The sequence below is a fragment of the Mesorhizobium sp. M0217 genome, from assembly GCF_040321955.1.
In the GTDB taxonomy this organism is placed as follows: Bacteria; Pseudomonadota; Alphaproteobacteria; order Rhizobiales; family Rhizobiaceae; genus Mesorhizobium.
Genome location: NZ_JAMYSN010000001.1, coordinates 788,089 through 805,427 on the forward strand (window position 1 = coordinate 788,089; position 17,339 = coordinate 805,427).

The window sequence follows — 17,339 nt, forward strand, 5'->3', positions numbered from 1 at the left end:
GGGAATCAGGTTTCGGAAAAGATCAGGCGATGCGGAAAACCGCCAAAAATGCATGACCGCTAAAATTCGAACGATCCGCCGCGCTTTTCCATAATCTCTATCTGGCAAGGAGTTCCGCATGATCGCGGAGTCCGCCAGGAAAGAGAAGAGCCGCGCCGAAAGCATCGACGGGCCGAACCCGGCGACGCCCAAGCGGCAGCATGTTGCCGCGCCGCCGCTGGCGCCGGATTTGCAGCGCGCCACGCACGAGGGCCTGCTGTTCCTGACGGTCGTCGCCAGCGTCGTGCTGGCGGGCCTGTCTCACCTCACCGGCGCGCCGATCTTCATCACCCTCGGTCTGCTGGCGACCGGCCTTGCCGGCGTCGCCATGCACCTGCGCAACCGCCGCACCGTCCACCGCGCGACGGCCTTGCTCGACGAAACCGCCGCCCGCAGCCGCGCCGAGATCGAGACGCTGGCCGACCGCATGTGGGAGATGCAGGAGAGCGAGGAGCGTTTTCGCGGGCTGATCGATGCGCTCGGCGATCTCGTCGTCCACCGCGACCGCGACGGCCACATCGTCTATGCCAACATGGTTTTCGCCGGCCTTGTCGGAACCGATCAGCGCGACCTTGCCGGCAGGACTCTGGCCGACCTCGGCATCGATGTCGGTATCGTTCCCGACGCCGCCTTTTCCGATCATGAATGCCTGAGTTCCACCGACGTCTCCATACGTACCCCGAACGGTCCGCGCTGGTTCTCATGGATCGAACTGTCGGTGCGCGACAAGGATAGCGGCGCCGTCTCGCACCGGGCGATTGCCCGCGACATCACCGCGCGCAAACGCGCCGAATCCTCGTTGATCACCGCGCGTGAGCGCGCCGAATATGCCAGCCAGGCCAAGTCGCGCTTCCTCGCCACCGTCAGCCATGAGATCCGCACGCCGATGAACGGCATCATGGGCATGGCCAAGCTTCTGGCTGACACCAATCTGTCGCCCGAGCAGCGCACCTATGTCGGCGCTGTCTCGACCTCGGCCAGCGCCCTTTTGGCGCTCATCGAGGATTTGCTCGACTATTCCAAGATAGAGGCCGGCCGTTTCGACCCGGAGCCGCAGCCGACATCGCTGCGCGAAATCGCCGACAACATCATCGAACTGATGGCGGCGAAAGCCTTCGCCAAGAACATCGGCCTCGGCTGTCATGTCGAGCCCGACGTGCCACAGATGATCATGGCCGATCCCGGCAGGGTCAGGCAGGTGCTGCTCAACCTGATCGGCAATGCGATCAAGTTCACCGACACCGGCGGCGTGCTGGTTTCGGTTGCACGGGCCCGCACCGAGACCAGCGACCGCATCTGCTTCACCGTCGCCGACACCGGCCCTGGCCTGCGCGAAGAGGATATGGAGCGCATCTTCGAGGAGTTCGAACAGTCCGACGGCACCTCGACCCGCACCCATGGCGGCGCCGGCCTCGGTCTGGCCATATCGAGGCGCCTGGTCGCCGCCATGGGCGGTGCCATTTCGGTGTCGAGCCGGCTTGGCGAGGGATCGGAATTCGTCTTCGAGATCCCGGCCGCAGGAGCAACCGAGGCACCGCAGAACCGGCAGAACATCCTGGCCGGCCGGCGCGCCGTGATCGTGTCGAAGAACGCCGTCGAGGCCGACGCCATCGCCCGCACCATCCGCGCCCATGGCGGCGCCGTCGACGTCGCCGCAACCGCTTCCCAGGCGACGCCCTTCGCCGAACATTGCGATGTGCTGTTGATCGACGCGGCCCTGGAGGACGGCGACGGCAGACTGCTCAAGCGCCTGCGCCAGAGTGGCTTTGCCGATTGCGAGGCGATCACGCTGATCGCGCCGACCGACCGCGGCATGCTTGGCGAATTCCGCGCCAGCGGCTACGCCACCTTCCTGGCAAGGCCGGTGCGCGGCGAAACGCTGCTGCGCGTGCTGTTGACCAATCACGCCCCTGCCTTGCCCCAGCCCAAGCCGGAAAAGAGCGGCGTGTCCGCCCTTCGTGTCCATGGCGGGCGCCGGCAAGGCTTGTCGGTGCTGATCGCCGAAGACAACGACATCAACGCCATGCTTGCCCGCGCCACGCTTTTGAAGGCGGGACATCGCGTGAAAGTGGTCGGCAATGGCAAGGCCGCGGTCGAGGCGGTGACCGAAGCCGGGCTGAAAAACCGCTTCGATGTGGTGCTGATGGATCTGCACATGCCGGTCATGGACGGGCTGGACGCGATCGCCGCCATCCGCCGCCACGAGGAGGAAATGGCTGTGCCGCCGGTTCCGATCATGGTGCTTTCGGCCGACAGCCAGGAAAAGACCCGCCACACCGTGCTCGCCCATGGCGCCAGCGGCTTTGTCACCAAGCCGCTCGATCCCGACGCGCTGGTCCATGCCGTCGAGGGCCAGGTGGCCGCCTGAATTCATGTCGCTCGAAAATGGCCCCGGTTTTGAGAAGACGACATGCACAAAACAAAGACTTGAAGCGCGTCGCGTGAATCGTCCCAGCGCGACGCGCTTCAAGGTGACGCTGGCGCAATCCTCGCGTCACGTAGGTAGCCGAATGAGGGTTTTCGCCAGCCGACGAAGTATTGCCCGTCGCGCCGTATCACGGTACTGTCACAATCCTGTTGCACCTACACCGTATCCCCGTGCCAAGAGGGATGGCTCGAAGGAGAATCACTCGTGCATACAGTTATGCCGGAATGTGACACTCGGCCCAGCGCAGGCGGCGCTTTGCTCGCCGCGCGGAACGCCGATGCCGTCGCAACAGGCGCACCGCTGGGCCGTATCGGCAATCTCGAAGTGCGGCTTGCCCGCAATGAGGCCGAGATCGCCGCCGCGCAGGAAGTGCGCTACCGGGTGTTTTATGACGAGCTTGGCGCCAGGAAGGACCTGTTCCAGGCGCAGGACCGGCGCGACGCCGACCGCTTCGACCCGCTGTGCGACCATCTCCTGGTGCTTGACACCTCGATCTCCGGCCCCGAGCATCGCCGCATCGTCGGCACTTACCGCCTGCTGCGGCAAGAGATTGCGGCGACCGCCGGCGGCTTCTATTCCGAAGGCGAGTTCGAACTGACCAAGCTGATCGCCCGCCATCCCGGCCAGCGCTTCCTTGAGCTCGGCCGCTCCTGCGTGCTGCCGGAATACCGCTCGAAGCGCACCATTGAGGCGCTGTGGCAAGGCATCTGGGCCTACATCAACCACTATGAGATCGGCGTGATGACCGGTTGTGCCTCGTTCCCTGGCACGGTGCCGGCTGCGCATGCCGAGGCGCTCACCTACCTTGCCCATCACTGCCGGACCAACTCCGCCTGGGATGTGCGGGCGGTCTCCGGCCGCTATTGCTCGATGGATCTGATGCCGATCGAGGCGGTCAACGCCAAGGCGGCGATCGCGGCCATGCCGCCGCTGGTCAAGGGCTATCTGCGCGTCGGCGCCCGCATCGGCGACGGCTGCGTCATCGACCGTGAGTTCTCCACCGTCGATGTGTTCGTGGTGATGCCGGTCAAGGAAATCGGCGCCCGCTACGTCAACTATTATGGCGGGGAAGCGCAGCGCTTTGCGGCGTGAGGCAGTAGGCAGTAGGCATTAGGCAGTAGTGAAGGCTGCCGCGAATTGCTGACTACCGACTATTCCCTATTCCCTATTCCCTATTCCCTATTCCCTATTCCCTAATCCCTCTCCCTACGGAATATCCTCCGGTCGCCGTCCCGGGCGGCTCTTGTAGGACGGAAAGGTCCAGCCGAATTTCAGCTCGCCGCCGCGCACCAGGAAAGCCGCGACGAAGCCGGCGATATCCGAGGCGAGCGGCGGCAGGCCGGCAAGATCGCCAAGTGTGTAGAGGCCGGCGCCCGCGAGTGCGGCGGTGACGTAGATTTCGGGCCTGAGCAGCACCGATGGCTCGCCGGCCAGCAGATCGCGCAGGATGCCGCCAAATGTGGCGGTCAACACGCCCATAACAACGGAGACGACCGGCGAGCCGGTGATGGCCAGCCCCTTGGCCGCGCCCATTACGGAAAAGGCCGCCAATCCGATGGCGTCGAGCCAGAGCAGCCATTTCCAGCGGGATTCGACGCGGTGGGCGATGAAGAAGACCAGCACCGCAACCGCCGCGCAAACCAGCACATAGCCGGAGTTGGCGACCCAAAAGACGGGCAGGTTGAGGATGACGTCGCGAAGCGTGCCGCCGCCAATGCCGGTGACGCTGGCCAGAAACAGGAAGCCGATAATGTCGAGCTGCTTGCGCGAAGCCGCCAACGCCCCGGTCGCGGCAAAGACGGCGACGCCGGCATAGTCGAGGAGGTCGATGGGTGTCAGGGACATGAGGTAGTAGGGATTGGGAATTAGGGAAAGTATGAATAACACGAAGCCGCGCGATTGATACGCCTGCCCCTATTCCCTATTCCCTATTCCCTATTCCCTATTCCCTATTCCCTACTGCCTACCCTACTCACGCATCCTTCTCGGCCTGCTCGTTCACCGGCCCCGGCTCGACCGGCGCTTCGGTGGCCGCGATCTTGGGGCCGCCCTTGGCGACCCCGACCATGGCCGGCCGCAGCACGCGCTCGCCGATCGAATAGCCCGGCTGCACGACCTGGACGACGGTGTTGGCCGGCACATCGGGATTGGGCACTTCGAACATCGCCTGGTGGAAATTCGGGTCGAACTTCTCACCTTCCGGTTCGAGCTTCTTCACCCCATGCCGTTCCAGCGTCGACAGCATGGCGCGCTCGGTGATCTCGACGCCGTCGATCAGCGCCTTGAAGCCGGCATCTCCGGCCGCTTTCGCCTCGGCGGGGATAGCATCGAGCGCGCGGCGCAGATTGTCCGACACCGACAGCATGTCGCGGGCGAAATTGGCCACCGCATAGGCGCGCGCATCATGCACGTCGCGGGCGGTGCGGCGGCGCAGATTCTCCATCTCGGCTGCGACGCGCAGCGCGCGGTCCTTCAGCTCCTCGTTTTCCTTCAGCAGCCGCACCAGCGCTTCATAGTCGCCGTCGATGCCGCCTTGCGTGCGCTCGGCCTCGGCCGTTTCGATATCCTCGGGCGCGCGTTCGTCTTTTGTCTGGTCGCTCATCGCCATTTCCCGTCATTCGAATGGTTTGGATTTGCGCCCGATATCGAGGTTTGGCGGCCAAAAATCAAGGGGCAAGCCCAGGAGGACGCCCCACAGCAGGCAATGTTGCGGGCTGCCCGTCGGACTTGGTGCGGGGCGCAAGGACGTTCAAAATTAATTCAAACTTTACCGTAACGGCAGCCTTTGCTTGCCAATACCCCGCTATGGGGAACCATTCAAAGCTTGGAGGAGTTTTGAAACCGACACAGGATTTGAGACAATGGACCGCAATACTGGCAACAGAAGCGAAGAGCTCGCCGCCGACATCAGGCGCCAGTTCGGCACCGAGGCGACGACGCGCTTCTTGCGCACCTTGCCGGCCTTCCGCACCGAGGCCGACATTCCCGCCCGTTTCCGGGATCTGCTCGACCGGCTGGACGGCATAGAAGCCAGCATGGCCGGCGGCCAACGCCGTCAATAGCGATGCTATCGCGCGACAATTACGCGCAGTAATTTTGCGTGAGCTTTTCCTTGCGGCAGCGGGACGCCCCGCCTATGCTTCCTGATGAACATGATTTCCCCCGAGACGGCCGCCAACAGCAAGCGCGCCTGGTTGAAGATCCTGGCGCGCTACAAGAAGCCCGACCGGCGACGCAGCACTCTTGAACTCGCCATCACCCTTATTCCTTTCGTTACGCTGTGGGCGCTGTCTTCGGCAGCCTATTCCTATGGCCACTGGTGGGGCTTGATCCTGATCCTTCCCGCCGCCGGTTTTCTGGTGCGGATCTTCATGATCCAGCACGATTGCGGCCACGGCTCCTTCTTCGCCAACCGCACTGCCGACGACTGGATCGGCCGCGCGCTCGGCGTGCTGACGCTGACCCCTTACGATTGCTGGCGGCGCGCGCACGCCACCCATCACGCCAGCGCCGGCAATCTTGACGAGCGCGGCATGGGCGATATCAGGACGTTGACGGTTGCTGAATACCGGCAGCTGTCTTGGCGGGGACGCCTTGCCTATCGTCTCTACCGCCATCCCCTGGTGATGTTCGGCCTTGGCCCGATCTGGCTGTTCATCTTCGAGCAGAGGCTGCCGGTCGGCATGATGCGCGGCGGCCTGACGCCCTGGGTGTCGTCGATGACCACCAATCTCGGCATCGCGGTCGCGGCAGCGCTGCTTATCTGGCTGGTCGGCCCCGGCGCTTTCCTGATCGTCCATTTGCCGATCGTGATCCTGGCCGGATCGGCCGGAATCTGGCTGTTCTACGTCCAGCACCAGTTCGAGGAGACGGAATGGGCGAAGGACGAAGAGTGGGAATTCCAGCGTGCCGCCCTGCACGGCTCGTCCTATTATGATTTGCCGCCGGTGCTGAACTGGTTCACCGGCAATATCGGCGTCCATCACGTGCACCATCTCTCGGCCAAGGTGCCGGGCTACCGGCTGCAGGAAGTGCTGCGCGACTATCCCGAACTGCGCGGCATCGGCCGCGTCACGCTCCTCGACAGCCTGCGCTGCGTCAAGCTTGCGTTGTGGGACGAGAACCGCCGCAAGCTGGTCTCGTTTCGCGAAGCGCGGGCCTTGGCCTAAAAGCAATTCCAGCAAAGTGTGAGGCGGTTTTCCGGGCTTTCGCTTGGGAATTCCGTAAGACAAAGAAAAAAACCGCCGCACCGAAGGCGCGGCGGCATCTCCCAAAAACCGGCTCAGGCAGCCTTGCGCTCCTCGCGCATCCAGACCTTGCAGCCCTGATCATGTCAGGCGCCTTTTCGGCGATCATGATGGACGGTGCATTGGTGTTGCCGCCGATGAGCGCCGATTCCTCCCTCGCGCCCGGCGGATATTTCCGTCCGGACAGCCAGGAGAAGGCCCGATCACAGTCTTGGTAAAGACAGGCGGAATTACCGTCGCGTCAGCTGTTGCGAACGCGCCGCCAGGAGTATTTCGGCCCCTTCGGCTCCGACGCTTCGGTCGGCTGATAGTAAAGGCCCAGCCCGCCTGTGCGGCCTTCTTCGAGGCGCTTCAGCAGAACCGGGTTGGAGATCTCGAACTCGTCGAAGCCGAGGCGCAGCATATGCGGCAGCTGGTCGACGAGCACCTGGCCCGTGGCGCGGACCGCGCCCTCGAAATCGTAGCGGCTGCGCAGCAATTCGCCCTTGGAAAACGAGCGGCCGTCGCTGAAGGCCGGAAAGGCCAGCGCCACCAGCGACAGCTGGTCGAGCAGATCCACGATCTTTTCCAGCTGGTCGCCCGGCAGCAATGCGACGCCCAGCCGCTCCTTGGCCGAGCGCCGCACCTCGGCATCAAGGCCGAGAAATGCCTGCAACGGCAGGATGAAGCGGCCATTGCCCGCCAGTGCATCCGCACTTTCGGCATGTGTCCACTCGTCTTCGCGAAACCCCGTCCGGGTCCAGAGGCGGGTCTCCGCTGTGGTCTGTTCAGTCATAGAAAATTCCTAAAGCCCTAAAAATCGAAAGTCCGCGAAAGCCGGTCCACACGAAACCGGCGGCCTCCGAGCGGAAGCCGCCGTTGCAGGCCAGCCTCACCTGAATATCACCATAGCTTAAAGGGATGCGTCGGTCAGCGATACTTCCAGTCCCGACAGATGGATGCCGCACTCGGTCTTGGCATGACCGGCCCAGCGTCCGCTTCGCGCATCCTCGCCCGGCTGCACCGGCTGCGTGCATGGGAAGCAGCCGATCGACAGATAGCCGTACGCAACCAGCGGATTTTCGCGCAGCGCATGCGCGCGCATGTAGTCAGCCTGGTCGGATGTCGTCCAGTGCGCCAGCGGATTGACGCGTACGCGCGGGCCGACCGCCTCGAACACCGGCAGCGCGGCTCGCGTCGCCGCCTGGAAGCGCTTCCGGCCGGTCAGCCAGGCGCGGAAGGGGGCGACGCCGCGCGCCAGCGGCTCGACCTTGCGCACGTCGCAGCAGGCATCGGTATTGCTCTGGTGCAGATTGCCGGTCGGATCGACCCGCTCGAGCGCCGCGTCTTCGGGCTTGATCACCCTGATGTTGGTCAGCCCGAAATCGGCGACCAGCGCATCGCGATAGCCCAGCGTCTCTCCGAAATGCTTGCCGGTGTCCAGGAAGATGACCGGCAGCGTGCGGTCGACCTTGGCGATCATATGCAGCAGGACGGCGGAATCCGCGCCGAAGGACGACACGGCGGCGATCTCGTCATGAAACAATTCGCTCGCCGCGCGTTCGATGATGTCGAGCGGGCTCAGATGTCCATACAGCGCGTCGAAGCCCGCCGCTTTGGCGGCGATGCTGTCGTCGACGTCGACGATGCGGTCAAGCGGCCTTGGTTTCGCCAGCATAGAGCGCCTCCTTGAACGGCGCGGGACCGACACGGCGGTAGGCGTCGATAAAACGTTCACTGGGACCGAGCCGAAGGCCGAGATAGGTGTCGACGATCTGCTCGATGGCGTCCGTGATCTCTTCCGAAGAGAAGCCGCGGCCGATGATTTCGCCAACCGAGGTGTTCTCGTCGGCCGATCCGCCAAGCGTCACCTGGTAGAGTTCGGAGCCTTTCTTCTCGACGCCGAGGATACCGATATGGCCGACATGGTGATGTCCGCAGGCATTGATGCAGCCGGAAATCTTCAGCTTCAATTCGCCGATCTCGCGCTGCCGCTCCAGCGAGGCGAAGCGAAGCGAAATCTCCTGCGCGATCGGGATCGAGCGCGCTGTCGCCAGCGCGCAATAATCGAGGCCAGGGCACGCGATGATGTCGCTGATCAGGTTGGAATTGGCCGTCGCGAGGCCAATGTCGACCAAAGCGTCGTAGACCGCTTTCAAATCGGCGCGCGCCACATGCGGCAGGATCAGGTTCTGCTCATGGCTGACGCGCAGTTCGTCGAACGCGTATTTCTCGGCGATGTCGGCGACCGCTTCCATCTGGCTGTCGGTGGCATCGCCCGGCACTTCGCCGATACCTTTCAGCGAAATCGTCACCGCGGCATAGTCGGGATGGCGATGCGTCACGACATTCTGGTCGAGCCAATCCGAGAAGCTTTTGGAATCGAGCCGCGCCAGCTTGATCGCCGCGTCGCCTTCCGGCCGGGCGGTCAGTGCCGGCGGCGCGAAATAGGCGTCGATGGCACGGATGTCGGCTTCCGGCAGCTTCAGCTCGGCGTCCTTCAGCTCCTGCCATTCGGCCTCGACCTGGCGGGTGATTTCCTCGACGCCGGTCTCGTGGACGAGGATCTTGATGCGCGCCTTGTACTTGTTGTCGCGGCGGCCATAGAGGTTGTACACGCGCAGGATCGCCGTGCAGTAGGACAGCAGGTCGGCTTCCGGCAGGAAGTCGCGGATCTTGCGCGCCACCATCGGCGTGCGGCCCTGGCCGCCACCGACATAGACGGCAAAGCCGAGCTCGCCGGCGGCGTTCTTCTTCAGATGCAGACCGATATCATGCGTCTGGATGGCGGCGCGGTCGCGCTCGGCCCCGGTCACCGCGATCTTGAACTTGCGCGGCAGGAACGAGAATTCCGGATGCACAGACGACCATTGCCGCAGGATCTCGGCATAGGGGCGCGGATCAGCGACCTCGTCGGCGGCGGCGCCGGCAAAGTGATCGGCGGTGACGTTGCGGATGCAATTGCCGCTGGTCTGGATGGCATGCATCTCGACGCTGGCGAGATCGGCCAGGATCGCCGGAATGTCGGACAGCGCCGGCCAGTTGAACTGGATGTTCTGGCGCGTGGTGAAGTGGCCGTAGCCCTTGTCGTATTTGCGCGCGATGTGGCCGAGCATGCGCAGTTGCGCGCTGTTCAGCGTGCCATAGGGCACCGCGATGCGCAGCATGTAGGCGTGCAGCTGCAGGTAGACGCCGTTCATCAGCCGCAGCGGCCGGAACTGATCCTCGGTGATCTCGCCGGACAGCCGGCGTTCGACCTGGTCGCTGAACTCGGCGACGCGGGCCTGGACAAAATCGTGGTCGAACTCATCGTAGCGGTACATGTTTCGTCTTTCAGGGCGCGTCCGCCCGTATTTTGTTACGCTGCCCGCGCAGCCTGCTTGCCCAGATCTTCCCGGATGGTCGGGCCGGCGGCGCGGATCTTTTCGCGCAAGCGTACCGGCACGACGACGCCATTGATGACTTCAACGTCGATCAGATTGACGTCGACAACCTGATTGTTGGCGTTGGCCTTGGCGCCGATTGCTTCCAGCCTGTCCTCTGCCGCTTGGTCATGGGCAAGGTCGGCATGGTCGACCGTCTCGGCCCAGCCGCCATCGGCGTACCAGACGGCGATGCCGTCGGAGAGGCGGTTTGCGGTCAGTATCTTCATGGCTCGACCTCTGCGTCGGCCGCGTTGGCGGCGCCCTCATAGTTATGGGCCGCGAGCGGCTCGGAACGTTCAAAGTTGGCGCCGGCAACCGCGTCGCCGATGATGGTCATCACCGGACCGGCCAGATCGGCGCGCTCTTCCAGCGACGGCAAATCGGCCAGTGTGCCGTGGAAACGGCGGCGGTTCTGCAAGCTGGCATTCTCGACCACGGCAACCGCCGTGTCCGGCGACAGGCCGGCCTCGATCAGTCGTCCGGCGACTTCGGCGGCGACCGAGCGGCCCATATAGACGGCGACGGTGGCGCCGGAAATGGCGAGCTTGGCCCAATCCGGCAGCGAATTGCCCTTCAGATCATGGCCGGTGGTGAACACCATCGACGAGGAGACGCCGCGCAGCGTCAGCGGCAGCTCGAAGTCGGCGGCGGCGGCAAAGGCGGCGGTGACGCCGGGGACGACATCATAGGCGATGCCGGCATCGCGCAGTGCGGCCATCTCCTCGCCGGCGCGGCCGAACACGAGCGGGTCGCCCGACTTCAGCCGCACGACGCGCTTGCCCTGCCTGCCGAGATCGACCAGCAGCGCATTGATCTCGGCCTGGCTCTTGGTGTGGCATCCCTTGCGTTTTCCGACCGGCAGCCGCTCGGCGTCGCGGCGGCCCATGGCGACGATCGCCTCCGGCACCAGCGCGTCATAGACGATGACGTCGGCTTCCATCAAAAGCCGATGCGCGCGCAGCGTCAGAAGATCCTCAGCACCTGGCCCGGCGCCAACCAACGCGATATGGCCCGAAGCCGGAGCCTTCGACAGCAACAGATCGGCGGCGGCGTCATGCGCCTGCGAAAGCTCGCCGGCTTCGACGGCGCGCGCCGGTGCACCCTGGAAAAAACTGCTCCAGAACTGGCGGCGGGCGTTGCCTTTCGGCAGCAGCTTTTCGGCGGCACCCCGGAACGAGGCGGCAAGCGCTGCCAGCGGCCCGAGCGACGGCGACAGCATGCGGTCGATGCGGCTGCGCAGCATCTGCGCCAGCACCGGACCCGCGCCTTCCGTGCCGATGGCGATGGCGACCGGGGCGCGGTTGACCAGCGCCGGGGTGAAGAAATCGCATAGCTCCGGCCGGTCGACGGCATTGACCGGAATGCCAAGGCGGCGCGCATCGTGGGCGACGCGGCGGTCGAGCGTCTCGTCGCCGCTGGCGGCAAACACCAGGACCGCGCCTTCGAGATGCGCGGCGTCGTAGGGGGCGTCGATACGGATGGCGCCGGTCGTGGCGATGAAGCTCAGCAATTCGGCGTCGGCAACATCGGCAATGATGCGAAGCACAGCACTCGACTGATCAAGTAGCCGCGCCTTGGCCAACGCTTCGCCTCCGCCGCCGACGATGGCCACGGCTTCGCCTTCGACCCGCATGAAGACCGGGAACGCGGTGAGCTTGGGATTGGTGTGCGGCATGACGAACAGATTCCGGAACAATTCGGCAGTTTTAGGCGCGGACGCGAAAAAGCTGAAGGAACCCACTCGCGCATCCCCTGACGGGAGGCAATCGGTTTTCCGCAAGCCAAAGGGCCAAGAGAAAAATATTCCACATCCGCATATCAGGCGGATTCAAGCTGCTGCCGCAGGCTTTGTTCTGCGGCTCTTTTATCCGGCAGTCGGCCAAGCTGCAAAATTATTTTTTCTAAATTCTACCAATTTAGTAGATTAAAGCCGTGACCTCCGGACATTGCTCCGATAGACGATAGATCGGGCTTGATATGGCTGCGTGCGATCTCGGCGAACGAAGTGGAACGTTCCCGCTTCGCCACGCGTTCTGCCCCTGCCGTAACAGACAATCGTCGGCTGGATTTGAACCTTCAAACAGGAGCGCGCAAATGAGCAAGATCAACCTGAAACATGGCCTTCTGGTCATGGTGGCCGATGGCGAGAAAGCGCTGTTCCTGAAGAACGAGGGCGACAATCTCTATCCGAACCTGCAGCTCTTCCAGGAGATGAAACAGGACAATCCGGCAACGCGCGAACAAGGCAGCGACAGTCCCGGCCGCTACAATGACGGCCCCTCCGTGCATCGCAGCGCGGTTGAGGAAACCGACTGGCACCGGCAAGGCAAGGAACGCTTTGCCGAAGAGATCGCGGACCGGCTCTACAAGCTCGCCCATCACGGCATCTTCGACGACATCGTGCTGGTCGCGCCACCGCTGGTGCTCGGCACCATGCGCAAGAAACTGCACAAGGAAGTCACCGACAAGGTGCAGGCGGAGATCCCAAAGACCCTGACCAACCGCCCGCTGATCGATATCGAGGCCATGCTGCAGGCGGCGTGACGCATCGATCATTCGGTATTGGCGCGCGCAGCGGTTTTGCTGCGCGCGCCTTTCGTTTTCGGTGCCTCTGGCCACCAATTTACGTCTTGCGGGTTGCGTCGCCCGCACCCCCTCCACCATATTGAAAAAGGCGGCGGCTTCGGGCGGCGCACACCCGACATTTCCCGAAAGGCGCTCCATAGACAATGCCGCATGACACGCCCCTTATCGCCACCATCGTCGCCGGTCTGGGGCTGGCATTCATCTTCGGGGCGCTCGCCAACCGTTTTCGCATCCCGCCGCTGGTCGGCTACCTCGTCGCCGGCGTACTGGTCGGACCGAACACGCCGGGTTTCGTCGCCGATGCCGGTCTTGCCAATGAGTTGGCCGAAATCGGCGTCATCCTGCTCATGTTCGGCGTCGGCCTGCATTTCTCGCTGAAGGACCTTCTCTCCGTCCGCGCCATCGCCGTACCCGGCGCCATCGTCCAGATCGGCTTTGCCACCGCGCTCGGCGCCGGCCTCGCATGGATGCTCGGCTGGTCGATGGGCGCAGGCCTCGTCTTCGGCCTGGCGCTTTCCGTCGCGTCCACAGTGGTGCTGTTGCGCGCGTTGCAGGAGCGACGGCTGATCGAGACCGAGCGCGGCCGCATCGCCGTCGGCTGGCTGATCGTCGAGGACCTTGCCATGGTGCTGGCGCTGGTGCTTTTGCCGGCGTTGGCCGGCGTGCTCGGCGGCCAGCCGCAGGTCGATGACCATGCGAGCCTTTTGTCGCTGCCGGCCAGCTACGGCATCTGGGGCGTCGTCGGCCTCACGCTGGCCAAGGTCGTCGCCTTCGTCATCGTCATGCTGGTGGTTGGCCGCCGCGTCATTCCGTGGATCCTGCATTACGTCGCCCATACCGGCTCGCGCGAACTGTTCCGGCTGGCGGTGCTGGCGATCGCGCTCGGCGTCGCCTTCGGCGCCGCCAAACTGTTCGGCGTCTCGCTGGCGCTCGGTGCCTTCTTCGCCGGCATGATCATGAGCGAATCCGAGCTCAGCCACCGCGCGGCGGAGGAATCACTGCCGCTGCGCGACGCCTTCTCGGTGCTGTTCTTCGTCTCGGTCGGCATGCTGTTCGATCCGTTCAGCCTGATGAGCAATGGCTGGCCGATCCTGGCGACGCTGGCCATCATCGTCATCGGCAAGTCGCTGGCCGCCTTCGTTATCGTCATCGCCTTCCGCTATCCGCTGGGAACCGCCTTGATGATCTCGGCCAGCCTCGCGCAGATCGGCGAGTTCTCCTTCATCCTGGCGGAGCTCGGCGTCGGGCTGAAGCTGTTGCCGCAACAGGGACGCGACCTGATCCTGGCAGGCGCCATCCTGTCGATCCTGGTCAATCCGCTGATGTTCCTCGCCCTCGACTGGATGAAGCCATGGCTGGACGCGCGCGCCGCCAAGGCAGCACCACCGGAAGAGGCCAAGCCGGTCGGCCCGGCGACGCAGCCCGGACAAGTGGCCTCGGTGGCCGCTGCTGCCAAAGAGGACGGCCCGCCGCCACGCACAACGCTTTCGGGCCACACCATCCTGATCGGCTACGGCCGCGTCGGCAGCCTGGTCGGCGCGGCGCTGAAACAGGCATCGCTGCCCTTCCTGGTCATCGAGGACGCCGACAAGACGCTGGCGAGGCTCAGAGACGACGGCGTCGAAATCGTCTCCGGCAATGCGGCCAGCGCGAGCGTGTTTGCCGCCGCCAATCCGCAGGGGGCCAAACGCTTGATCCTTGCCATCCCCAACGCGTTCGAGGCCGGGCAGATCGTGCTCAGGGCGCGCGCCGCCAACCCCGGCATCAACGTCATCGCGCGGGCCCATTCCGATGCCGAGGTCGAGCACCTGATGGGGCTCGGCGCCGACACCGTCATCATGGGTGAACGCGAAATCGCCCGCGGCATCGTGCAAGAAGTGCTGGAGCAAAAGCTGATGCCGCGCCCCGAAGCCATTGAGCCCTCCCCGGCCTGAGGCTTGCCCACAGGCGCGTTGATCACGCCACGAAGGCGGAGCCGCCATTGTGCGCGACGCTGGCGAGATACTTTGCCGGCGGCTTGCCGAGCGCTTTCTTGAACATGGTGATGAAGGCGGTGACGGAGGCGTAGCCGAGATCGCCCGAAACCTGCTGGACACTCGCACCGGAGGCCAGCTCCCGTATGGCGACGATCAGGTGCAATTGCTGGCGCCAGCGGCCGAAGCTCAGTCCGGTCTCCTTCACCACAAGACGGGCGAGACTGCTTTCTGAGAGCGCGACGCGGGTGGCCCACTCGGCAAGCGTGCTGCGGTCGGCAGGGTCTTGCGCCAACGCATCGGCGATCCGCCGCAAGCGCGGCTCGGCGGAGATCGGCAAATGCAGCTGCTGGACCGGCATGCGCGGCAGTTCGGAGAGCAGCATCCCAGTCAAAAGCGCGTCCTTCCCGTCGTCTTCCTCCATGCGGTCGGCCAGCTCGATGATCAATTCGCGCAGCAGCGGCGAGATCGACAGCGTGCAGCACCGGTCCGGCAGATCGGCGGCTCCCGGCTCGATATAGACGAAGAAAATCCGCGCATTGGCGGTCGCGATATTGCTGTGTTCCATGCCGCCGGGAATCCACACCCCGCAATGTGGCGGCACCATCCACAGGCCGCTCGGGACGCGGCATGTGACGCCACCGCCGAGCGCGAAGACGAGCTGGCCCTTCCGATGCCAATGGGTCGCCACTTCCGCTTTGGTTTCGGTGACATCGACGCGCACCGCAATTGCAGGAGCGATCACATCATCGACGTCGAAATTGACCCACGGGTAGCGGAGAGGCTGTCTCATGATTGACGGCTTTTAGCGACTATTCGCCATGATAGCTAAATTCTTTGATCCGGGAAGTCGATAGGCTCCGGTTCGTGGCTGGCATGTCACAAACCGGCAGGAAGGCTTCCCATGCGCGCCCTCGTCATCTCTCCCGACAGCCCCACCGGACTGACCTTTGCCGAGGCCAACGAACCTCAACCCCTCGCCAACGAAGCGCTTGTCTGCGTCCACGCAACCTCGTTGAACCGCGGCGAACTGCGCCTGCTCACCATACGCCCAAAAGGCTGGATACCCGGCCAGGACATCGCAGGGATTGTCGAACGGGCGGCAGCCGATGGCTCCGGGCCTGCCGTCGGCGCCCGGGTTGTGGCTTTGGTCGACGAGGCCGGCTGGGCGCAACGGGTCGCCGTTCCGACCGACCGCTTCGCCGTCATCCCGGATGAGGTCAGCTTCGTTTCCGCCGCCACGCTTCCCGTGGCGGGCACGACGGCCCTAAGGGTCTTGCGCCATGGCGGCGACCTCGCGGGACAGCAGGTGTTGATCACCGGCGCCAGCGGCGCGGTCGGCCGTTTCCAGATCCAGATCGCCCGCGAGCAAGGCGCCGCGGTGACTGCAATCGCCGCCGCCCGGCACGCCGAGGATCTCCGCGGTCTTGGTGCTCACGAAGTCGTCGAGTCGATCGAACTGGCCGAAGGGCCATTCTCTCTGATCACCGAGTCGGTCGGCGGCCAAAGCCTCGCCCATGCCATCGAACGCGTCGCCCCCGGCGGCACCATCGTCATGTTCGGTTCGAGCAGCGGCGAACTCACGCCGGTTGGCTTCAGACAGTTCGTTCCGGGCCATGAGGGAGCGAGGCTTCAGACTTTCGCCTACTACACATCCGGTCCAGCCATTGGCGCGGACATCGCCTCGCTGCTCGCTCTGGTCGCGGCTGGCCGGCTGGAAACCCGTGTGTCCATGACCGTGCCGTGGACAGACATCGCCCAGGCTCTGGACGCCTTGCGACAGCGCAGCTTCAGCGGCAAGGCTGTTCTCACCATCGCCGAATGAGCAGTCTGTCAGTGCTCAGACGTGCTGGCCGCCATTGATGTGGATTTCCGAGCCCGTCACATAGGACGCCTGCTGCGAGCACAGGAAGAAGATGATGTCGGCGACTTCCGAGGTGGCGCCAAGGCGCCTGAGTGGGATCGTCTCGACGATCTTGTCGGTGCCAGGCGACAGAATCGCGGTGTCGATCTCGCCCGGCGCAATCGCATTGACGCGGATGCCGTGCGGGCCGAAATCATGCGCCATCTCGCGCGTCAGCGAGCCGAGCGCCGCCTTCGAGGTCGCATAGGCGGTGCCGGCGAAAGGATGCACGCGCGTGCCGGCGATCGAGGTGACGTTGACGATCGAGCCTTTTGCTGCAGCAAGCTCCTTGAAGAGGCCCCGCGCGAGCATGATCGGCGCGAAGAAATTGACCTGGAACACGTCGCGCCAGACATGCATCGGCGTGTCGATCGAATCCATGCGGCTGTTGCCGTCCTTGAGCTTCGGCGAAATGCCGGCATTGTTGACCAGCGCGTGCAATTGCCCGCCATGCGCTTCCAGCCGGTGACGGATCTCCGAGACGGCGATGCCGACATCCTCCTGGTCGGCGAGATCGACCTTGATGTGGTCCTCTGGGCCGGCTGGCCACGGGCAATCCTCGGCAAAAGCCTGGCGCGAACAGGTGATGACCCGCCAGCCCTCACGCGAAAAGCGCTTGACCGTGGCATGTCCGATGCCGCGGCTGGCTCCGGTCAGCACGATGGTTTTTCTGGTGTCGGTCTCAGCCATGTCTGTCACTCCGGCCGGAGATGTAGCCGAATGCCGCGAAGGTGGCGAGAGGCCGAATTGTCACCGCAG

General features: G+C 64.3%; 17 protein-coding genes. 8 read left to right on the forward strand and 9 right to left on the reverse strand.

Annotated features, from left to right (window positions below):
- The first annotated feature begins 118 nt into the window (after nt 1-118).
- Together NKJ18_RS03925 and olsB are read left to right on the forward strand one after the other, a co-directional pair.
- Nucleotides 119-2,407 (forward strand): response regulator, encoded by a 2,289-nt coding sequence (locus NKJ18_RS03925; protein ID WP_352757831.1) that lies wholly within the window; start codon nt 119-121, stop codon nt 2,405-2,407.
- Nucleotides 2,408-2,683: 276 nt separating this feature from the next.
- Complete coding sequence (gene olsB / locus NKJ18_RS03930) at nt 2,684-3,559, forward strand: l-ornithine N(alpha)-acyltransferase (protein WP_023683057.1); 876 nt, start codon at nt 2,684-2,686, stop codon at nt 3,557-3,559.
- Nucleotides 3,560-3,673: 114 nt separating this feature from the next.
- Here the strand turns inward: olsB and NKJ18_RS03935 are convergent, their stop codons facing one another.
- Entirely contained in the window at nt 3,674-4,306 is a 633-nt protein-coding gene (locus NKJ18_RS03935; RefSeq protein WP_352757883.1) for a trimeric intracellular cation channel family protein, read from the reverse strand.
- Nucleotides 4,307-4,439: 133 nt separating this feature from the next.
- On the reverse strand, nt 4,440-5,069 hold the full coding sequence (gene grpE, locus NKJ18_RS03940; protein WP_023691975.1) for a nucleotide exchange factor GrpE: 630 nt from the start codon (nt 5,067-5,069) through the stop codon (nt 4,440-4,442).
- 259 nt (nt 5,070-5,328) lie between these two features.
- On the opposite strand from grpE, the gene NKJ18_RS03945 reads away from it, so the two are divergent.
- Together NKJ18_RS03945 and NKJ18_RS03950 are read left to right on the forward strand one after the other, a co-directional pair.
- The gene (locus NKJ18_RS03945; protein ID WP_023669766.1) at nt 5,329-5,529 is read left to right on the forward strand and encodes a hypothetical protein; all 201 of its coding nucleotides are present in this window, start codon (nt 5,329-5,331) and stop codon (nt 5,527-5,529) included.
- A gap of 84 nt (nt 5,530-5,613) precedes the next feature.
- Entirely contained in the window at nt 5,614-6,636 is a 1,023-nt protein-coding gene (locus NKJ18_RS03950) for a fatty acid desaturase (RefSeq protein ID WP_023669767.1), read from the forward strand.
- 319 nt (nt 6,637-6,955) lie between these two features.
- Here NKJ18_RS03950 and NKJ18_RS03955 read toward each other — a convergent pair whose 3' ends face one another.
- From NKJ18_RS03955 to cysG, 5 genes are all read right to left on the reverse strand, one after another.
- Nucleotides 6,956-7,489: a DUF934 domain-containing protein gene (locus tag NKJ18_RS03955; protein WP_023669768.1), complete on the reverse strand. Its 534-nt coding sequence runs from the start codon at nt 7,487-7,489 to the stop codon at nt 6,956-6,958.
- Between the two features lie 117 nt (nt 7,490-7,606).
- Nucleotides 7,607-8,371 carry a phosphoadenylyl-sulfate reductase gene (locus NKJ18_RS03960; RefSeq protein ID WP_023669769.1) on the reverse strand — a complete coding sequence of 255 codons (765 nt, stop codon included), beginning with the start codon at nt 8,369-8,371 and terminating at the stop codon, nt 7,607-7,609.
- Nucleotides 8,346-10,016, reverse strand: a complete 1,671-nt coding sequence (locus NKJ18_RS03965; RefSeq protein ID WP_023683051.1) for a nitrite/sulfite reductase — start codon at nt 10,014-10,016, stop codon at nt 8,346-8,348. The genes NKJ18_RS03960 and NKJ18_RS03965 overlap by 26 nt, the downstream gene beginning before the upstream one ends.
- Before the next feature lie 35 nt (nt 10,017-10,051).
- A complete protein-coding gene (locus NKJ18_RS03970; protein WP_023669771.1) occupies nt 10,052-10,345 on the reverse strand; it encodes a DUF2849 domain-containing protein in 294 nt (97 codons plus the stop codon).
- Complete coding sequence (gene cysG, locus NKJ18_RS03975; RefSeq protein ID WP_023704213.1) at nt 10,342-11,793, reverse strand: siroheme synthase CysG; 1,452 nt, start codon at nt 11,791-11,793, stop codon at nt 10,342-10,344. Before cysG ends, NKJ18_RS03970 begins: the two co-directional genes overlap by 4 nt.
- Here cysG and NKJ18_RS03980 point away from each other — a divergent pair.
- From NKJ18_RS03980 to NKJ18_RS03990, 3 genes are all read left to right on the forward strand, one after another.
- On the forward strand, nt 11,792-12,046 hold the full coding sequence (locus NKJ18_RS03980; RefSeq protein WP_155923978.1) for a hypothetical protein: 255 nt from the start codon (nt 11,792-11,794) through the stop codon (nt 12,044-12,046). The genes cysG and NKJ18_RS03980 overlap by 2 nt on opposite strands.
- A 166-nt stretch (nt 12,047-12,212) precedes the next feature.
- Nucleotides 12,213-12,662: a baeRF12 domain-containing protein gene (locus NKJ18_RS03985; RefSeq protein WP_023669773.1), complete on the forward strand. Its 450-nt coding sequence runs from the start codon at nt 12,213-12,215 to the stop codon at nt 12,660-12,662.
- Between the two features lie 185 nt (nt 12,663-12,847).
- Nucleotides 12,848-14,638, forward strand: a complete 1,791-nt coding sequence (locus NKJ18_RS03990; protein WP_023669774.1) for a cation:proton antiporter domain-containing protein — start codon at nt 12,848-12,850, stop codon at nt 14,636-14,638.
- A gap of 22 nt (nt 14,639-14,660) precedes the next feature.
- Here NKJ18_RS03990 and NKJ18_RS03995 read toward each other — a convergent pair whose 3' ends face one another.
- Nucleotides 14,661-15,470, reverse strand: a complete 810-nt coding sequence (locus NKJ18_RS03995; protein ID WP_023669775.1) for an AraC family transcriptional regulator — start codon at nt 15,468-15,470, stop codon at nt 14,661-14,663.
- Nucleotides 15,471-15,581: 111 nt separating this feature from the next.
- Here NKJ18_RS03995 and NKJ18_RS04000 point away from each other — a divergent pair, with 111 nt between their 5' ends.
- Entirely contained in the window at nt 15,582-16,502 is a 921-nt protein-coding gene (locus NKJ18_RS04000) for a zinc-binding dehydrogenase (RefSeq protein ID WP_023669776.1), read from the forward strand.
- 15 nt (nt 16,503-16,517) lie between these two features.
- Here the strand turns inward: NKJ18_RS04000 and NKJ18_RS04005 are convergent, their stop codons facing one another.
- Nucleotides 16,518-17,270 (reverse strand): SDR family NAD(P)-dependent oxidoreductase, encoded by a 753-nt coding sequence (locus NKJ18_RS04005; RefSeq protein ID WP_023669777.1) that lies wholly within the window; start codon nt 17,268-17,270, stop codon nt 16,518-16,520.
- Nucleotides 17,271-17,339: the final 69 nt, after the last annotated feature.